This is a genomic window from Gemelliphila asaccharolytica, assembly GCF_001553005.1.
Lineage (GTDB): Bacteria > Bacillota > Bacilli > Staphylococcales > Gemellaceae > Gemelliphila > Gemelliphila asaccharolytica.
In genome coordinates this window covers 54,613-59,195 of the sequence record NZ_KQ959912.1, presented here as the reverse complement: position 1 = coordinate 59,195, position 4,583 = coordinate 54,613, and the positions used below count along the sequence as shown (strand labels likewise).

Annotated in this window: 3 protein-coding genes; 1 reads left to right on the top strand and 2 read right to left on the bottom strand. The window is 28.5% G+C overall.

Going from position 1 to position 4,583, the window contains the following annotated elements; all coding sequences use genetic code 11:
• Both HMPREF1871_RS05990 and HMPREF1871_RS06240 read right to left on the bottom strand, forming a co-directional pair.
• The coding region (locus tag HMPREF1871_RS05990; RefSeq protein ID WP_198145798.1) for an Ig-like domain-containing protein at window positions 1–2,101 on the bottom strand (2,101 nt) is incomplete at its 3' end.
• A gap of 103 nt (window positions 2,102–2,204) precedes the next feature.
• Window positions 2,205–2,345, bottom strand: coding sequence for a hypothetical protein (locus HMPREF1871_RS06240; RefSeq protein WP_157058089.1), 141 nt, complete (start codon window positions 2,343–2,345; stop codon window positions 2,205–2,207).
• A 594-nt stretch (window positions 2,346–2,939) separates the two neighbouring features.
• On the opposite strand from HMPREF1871_RS06240, the gene HMPREF1871_RS05985 reads away from it, so the two are divergent.
• Window positions 2,940–4,583: BspA family leucine-rich repeat surface protein (locus HMPREF1871_RS05985; protein WP_066131254.1), on the top strand; the 1,644-nt coding region annotated here is incomplete at its 3' end.

The following is a 4,583-nucleotide window of genomic DNA, read 5'->3' as shown; positions in this document are numbered from 1 at the left end:
TGTGAGTTTCTTTGAAATTACCTTTTTTCACTTCTGGCGTAGGAGCAGGTTTTTCTTTTTGAACTGTTCTTTCATAAACGTAAGTAATAGCTTGGTCTTTGCCTTCTTTGAACTTACCTTTAGTTGTTGCTCCGTCTTTTTTAGAATAAGTAGGGTCTTCTTTAGGATCTTTTGCTTCTTTAAATGTAAATCCGTCTTTATCTATTTTTCCAGTAGTATATTCTTCAGAGCTTTCTCCTCTTTGTGGTTCTTTTGTAACTACTTCTTTACTTATTATATTTCCTTCATCATCTTTAGTGATATAGACATGAGTTTCAGTGAATGTTCCAGTAGAAACTTCTTTTTCATAAGTATATTGAACTTTTTGTGTTATTCCTTCTATATAAGTTCCTTCTGTTTTTTTACCATTTTTATCAAATAAAGGATTATTTTCTGTGGCTTTTACTTCTGTAAGTTTGTATCCGTCTTTGTCTTTTTTCTCTGTAGTGTATTTATCTCCGTTACTTCCAGATTTCAAGTCACCCTCAACAACTTCTTTACCTACTATTTTACCTGTTGTTTTATCTTTAGTTATATAAATGTGTGTTTCTTTGAAATGTCCTTTTTTAACTACTTTTTGATAGAAGAAGGTAGCTTTTTTAGTTTTATCAGTTTCAAAGTTTCCTGTTACTGAATCATCAGTTTTACTAGTCCCATCTACATCTTCAACATGGGTAAAAGTGTAACCTTCTAAATCTTGTTTTTTAGCTATGTATTTTTGATTTTCATCGCCGTCTTGTAAGTTTCCAGATTCGACGTAGTCTGTTGATAGTACATTTCCTTGATCGTCTACTGTTTGATAAACATGGTGTTCTTTGAAGAATCCTTTATTATTTTGTCTTGTATAGTAGTAAGTTACTGATTTTGTAATTCTATCTGTGAAATTACCAGTTGCTTTTGAACCGTCTTGATTACATATAGCTTTATTTTGAGCTACAACTTTGTTTAAAGTATATCCGGGTTCGTCTATTTTTTCAGTTTCATAAGATTCGTTTTCTGTTCCTTTGCTGTAGTGCTGGAATTCTTTGATACTGTCTGTTTTGATAAGATTTCCATCTTTATCTACTGTTTGATAGATATGCATATCATAAAAAGATCCTTTTGCAGCTTCGTTTGCATCTTCTGGGTCTTTTAGTGAAACTGAAGCAATGTGTGAGGCAGTTTCTGTAGGTTTATTTTCTGGGTCTGCTATAGCTGTTGTTTTAACATTAGCAGTTTTAGAAGCATCATATTTACCACTATAGTGAATAACATATACGTCTTTTGATCCTTTGTTTTGTAAATTAATTTCGATACCACTGTGATCGTCTTTTAATTTTTTTTCAAATTGTGAAGGTTTTAGCTCTTCTAGATTTTCTGCGTCATAGTCCATGCTTCCTTTAAGGTTATAAGGGTCTTTTACTTTATAAACTTTAACGCTATTTAGAACTTGACCATCAAAAGTAGTAAATGAGTCTTGTCCACCATTTTCTATTATCATTTTTGTGCCATTTTGTGGTTTTCCTTGGTTATTAACATAAATAGTTTCTTTATATGTTCCTGCTTGTTCATTAATATCATAAAGTGTAGCAACACTATTACTATCGATATCAACAGCTCCTTCTGCTACTGGCACTCTATAGTCAATAGCTACTGTTTTTTCAGCTTTGTGTATTCCTATAGAAGCTTGAACTTTCAAGGCATCTTCATCAAATGGCACTTCTTTTGGATCGATAAAAAGTGGTTCGCTTATCTCTTGGTGGAAACGACCATATTTTTCTGCATTTTTAGTAAATGTATATCTCATTTTATGTTTTTCAACATCATATACACCTTTTGCTACTACATCATTACCTATATAAAGTTTTGTAGAAATATCAGAATCTTTAGTAGTTGATCCATATAGATTTACATTTTTAGAAAGGTCGACATCAAAGTAGTCTCCTTCTTTTACGGTATTTTTATCTATATCAAAAGCGATTTTGTATCTCATCTCTTGGTCGGTAGTGGTATCATTAGGTTCACTAGAGCGAAGCGGGTGAATGGTAGTTGCATTTTCGTTAGTATTACCTGAAATTACCATTTTTAAATTTTCAAGCTCACCACTAACATCCCTAGGAGCATTATTTTTTGCAATTTCACTAGCTCTATCTTTTGCTTTTTTTAGCAGGTTAGCAGAAAGTGGGCTATTTGCCCCCCCCCCTTGAAAACGCTTCTCTTAGAGCATCGGTATTTCCTTCTCCTTGAGCAAAGCTGTTAACTCCGTAAGAAAAAGGCGTTGCTAAAATGCTAAGTGCTAAAATAGATTTTGATAAATTTTTTTTCATACATTTCTCCTCCTTATAATTATAAATATTAATGTATATTTTAAAAAATTTAAAATAATTTACACCTCTAGTTGACGGATTTATCAACTAACTTTATTATAACATTTAAAAAATAATTTCACAATATAAGAAATATGACTCACTTTTAAACAAAAATTGTAAAATCGTTTTAATATTATTCATATCAAACCATCATCAAAAATTTATTTTATTATATCCCAGTTATAGATAAAATATAATAGAAGAAAGTAAAAAAATAATTAAAAAATTTTCGTTTAAACTAAAAAATAATGTAAAATTTAATAAATTTATAAATAAAAAATATATTGTTTTTTTAAGAAAATAGAACTTTCTAAATATAAAGCAAATTTTATAATTTATTTTTCTTTTTCTTTATCAATTTAATATTTTCTTATTGATTAGCTCTATATTTTAATAATATTCTTTCATTTTAGTCAAAAATTAAAACTATTGACTTATGTATTAATAAACATATATAATATTGTTTCGTAGTGTATAATTTTGCCAGAAAAATCATAATAAATTATTATAATAGTAAAATTTATAACATATTAAAAAAAGGAGTATTAGGAATTGAATATAATAAGAAAAAATGAATTTACAAAAGAAAGAAAAAGGCATAATTTTTTATCAAAAGTAGGAAAATCAAAAAGCACAATAGTTGCATCTTTTTTAATATCAAGTAGTTTATTTCAACCTACAGCGAACGTATTAGCAGATGACGCTCCTAGTAAAGTAGTAGAAAACGGCTCTAAAAAAACAATTTCAGGGCAAGAATTATCATCACTTAAAACGATAGAAATAAAAATACAAGGCGACAATTTTATCATTAAGCCAAAAGGCGAGATAAAAAATGGTCAAAAAACAAGCGAAAAAGAAGCGTTAATTAACAAAAAAAAATATCCACAAGAGTTTTATGAACTTACAAAAAAATTAAAATCATCAGAGGCAAAGGGGAAAACTCTGAAATTAGAAGGAAAAATTTATGCAGAGGGAGATTTATCTTTTTTATTTAAAAATGCAAAACTTTCTAATATAGGAAATTTGTCAGAGCTTGATACAAGTAACGTCACTAATATGAGAGGCATGTTTTATCAGTCTGAAATAGAAGGTGATATCAATTCTCTTAAATCATGGGATGTAAGCAATGTAACAAATATGCAAAATATGTTTTCATATTCAAAATTCACAGGGAATCTAGACGGATTAGAGAGCTGGAACACTAAAAAAGTTACTGATATGAGTGGGCTTTTTAATAATTCTAAGTTTAATTCCGATATAAATGGGCTGAAAACATGGGATGTAAGTAGTGTAACTAATATGCAAAGTATTTTTGCGTATTCTAATTTTACAGGGACACTAGAAGCCCTAAAGGACTGGAAAGTAGATAAAGCTGATAATATGTATGCAATGTTTAGAGAAACAAAATTCACAGGAACATTAGAACATTTAAAATCTTGGAATGTAAGTAGTGTAAAAAATATGGGAGCAATGTTTGCAAATAGCAACCTTACAGGGAATTTAGAAGCTTTAAACACATGGGATACAAGCAAAGTTAACAGCATGACAAGAATGTTTGGTGAATCTAAATTTAGTGGTAAAATAACTTTTCCAGAAAATTTTGGTAAAAACAAAGCTGCTGATTTTAGCTATATGTTTGATAAATCTTTAACAGAAGAGTCAGTTTTAAAAATTGTTAATGTAGATTTTAAAGATAATTATGTAGAAAATATGTTTAACGAAACAAAGGGTGTCATTGTCATGAAAAATATTAGTAATTTTAAAGTTGAAAATACTGATAATAAAACTACTAAGCATATTATAGTGACAGATAATGCGGGTTTTATAAATGCTTATAAAAATAAAAATTTTGAAAAATCAATAAAACTTAAATTTAAAAATGAAGAATATGAAGTGAAAATACCATCAGTTTTTGAATTAAAAGGTTCGGACGATGAAATGAAAGCAGTAAAAGACACTATTGATAAACTGATAAAAGAAAAGATAAAAGAACTTAAAAAAACTTATCCTAATTTAAGTGAAGATTACAAAAAAACGAAAGAAATGACAGAAAAAGAAACTAATACCCCTATTTATTTAATACAAGATTATACCCTAACTGAAGCAAAAACAAATACAAAACCTATTTTAGAAGTAGTAGATAAACAGATAAAAGTAGGAGAAGAGTTAGACTTAAAATCATTAATAACAAAAGCA